3 protein-coding genes are annotated in these 1,760 nt (G+C 47.6%); all 3 read left to right on the top strand.

Annotation, left to right across the window (positions count from 1 at the left end; translation table 11 throughout):
* On the top strand, positions 1 to 863 hold an 863-nt coding region (locus ACR2PX_RS11440), incomplete at its 5' end, for a DNA/RNA non-specific endonuclease (RefSeq protein WP_433999491.1).
* 3 nt (positions 864 to 866) lie between these two features.
* Positions 867 to 1,196, top strand: a complete 330-nt coding sequence (locus tag ACR2PX_RS11435; RefSeq protein WP_433999490.1) for an immunity protein YezG family protein — start codon at positions 867 to 869, stop codon at positions 1,194 to 1,196.
* Positions 1,197 to 1,435: 239 nt separating this feature from the next.
* Positions 1,436 to 1,760 (top strand): hypothetical protein (locus tag ACR2PX_RS11430; protein WP_433999489.1); only part of this gene is annotated, 325 nt, incomplete at its 3' end.

The following is a 1,760-nucleotide window of genomic DNA, read 5'->3' as shown; positions in this document are numbered from 1 at the left end:
AAGCTCAACACAGCCTGGAAATCAGTGAACTGGCAGGCAGTGCCGCTTTTGAAATTTTACTGACCCTGGTGTTGGCTGCTGTGCCAGCGGGTACAGGCGCTATTGTCAATCTTGCCAGTAAAGCCCGATTGGCTCGGCAGATGACCGATCTTGGGGAGTCACTCAAAGAACTGGCTGATCTCAAGAAAGTGGTCCAACAACACAGCGAGAAGAAGACACTTCGCGCGCAGACCACAGGGGATATGACCAAAGACCTGCCTGTGGATAACCGACCTCCACCACAGAATAACCCTCCTCCTAAGGGCCCTGAAAAAGAGCCTGAGGATAAGGATGAAGATGAAAACACGTCGAATACTCCAGAAGACGTTACGGTCCTTGAGCCCGGCGAAAAAGGCTCCTGGAATAAAGCCTTGAATGGTGAACTGAAACCCAACCACCAGTATCAGGTCGGCCCCTATGTTTATGAAACGGATGAAAGTGGCAGAGTCAACCGTGTGTCAGGAGAACTGGATCTAACCAAGAGAGACCGAAATACTTACCAGCAGGGTAAGGCAGGGAAAGCAGAAGGCATCAAAGATGGCCTGACCGATGATGATGGAGGCCACCTGATCGCCTCAATCTTTGACGGTCCGGGGGAACAGATTAACTATGCTTCCATGAACTCCAACCTCAATCGTGGTGCTTGGAAGAGGATGGAGAATAAGTGGGCTGAAGCTTTGGACTCTGATCCCCCAAAAGTGGTTAAAGTCGATATCAAACCAAAATACGTTGGCGACAACAAAAGGCCATCTAAGTTTGTTGCACGATATTGGATTGATGATGAGCCACATGTATCAATTTTTAAGAATGAAGCTACGAGGTAAATAATGGATAAAACAGTAGACGAAGTTTATGCAAGCATTGGTCAGCAAATTGCTGGTGCCATTAGTGAATATTGGTCTGAAGCATGGCTTACTGTTGAGTTTTTTGAAGATGCGGCTGATTTTAAAGGTGAATACAGTTCAAAATCAGAGCTAAAGTACTATGAAGTTCCGGATGATATTTTTGATGATTTTGAAAGACTTTATGAAATAACGACTGAGGGAGAGAGTAATCGGTGGAACAAAGCGAAATTCACGCTTTACCCTACAGGTAAGTTCAACATCGACTTTGAATGGGATCAGGATTTAGCCGACGAGATAGCCGCCAACTCCTGATAGTCCAACACGAACATTTTGATGGCTGAATTTCATCTCCTTAAAAGTCAGCCTTTGAATCACTTCGGAACTTTTCTGTCTATCAGCTGAACAGCCCCCGGCCCAGAATGACGGGACCAAGGGCCTGTTCACTGGATATCATGAAAACCATCCATATCTTCAAAACCGGCAAGCACACCAGTAGCCAGGGTCAGTCCCTGGAGTCACCGAGAATCATCTGAAAGCCTCGGTGCAAGCTTATGACCGAAGCCCCTATCGTCGTAGGCCAACTGAATGTGTTTGTTGTCCATAGAGACCAGTCCCGTAACCTGCAAAGATCGAGGCCCTCTACGATTGCATTAAAAATGCACTGGCGAGAGGCTGAGTACAAAGAGATCGTCGATGTACTGGGCTTTGATCCGAAAAAGATCAGCTCAGAAGACTTCAGCCAAGCCTGGGTCATGGCCCAGATTCTCTGGGAAGACGACCGCTGCCAGACTCTGCTGACCCGGTTCGCCAGAGAGTACTCCAAAGCTCAACACAGCCTGGAAATCAGTGAACTGGCAGGCAGTGCCGCTTTTGAAA

The organism is Endozoicomonas sp., from assembly GCF_051008435.1.
Lineage (GTDB): Bacteria > Pseudomonadota > Gammaproteobacteria > Pseudomonadales > Endozoicomonadaceae > Endozoicomonas_A.
This window is presented reverse-complemented; position numbering and strand designations above follow the sequence as displayed.

Coding starts and splice junctions, on each gene's coding strand:
- ACR2PX_RS11435 (WP_433999490.1), top strand. CDS start 867: ATGGATAAAACAGTAGACGAAGTTTATGCAAGCATTGGTCAGCAAATT.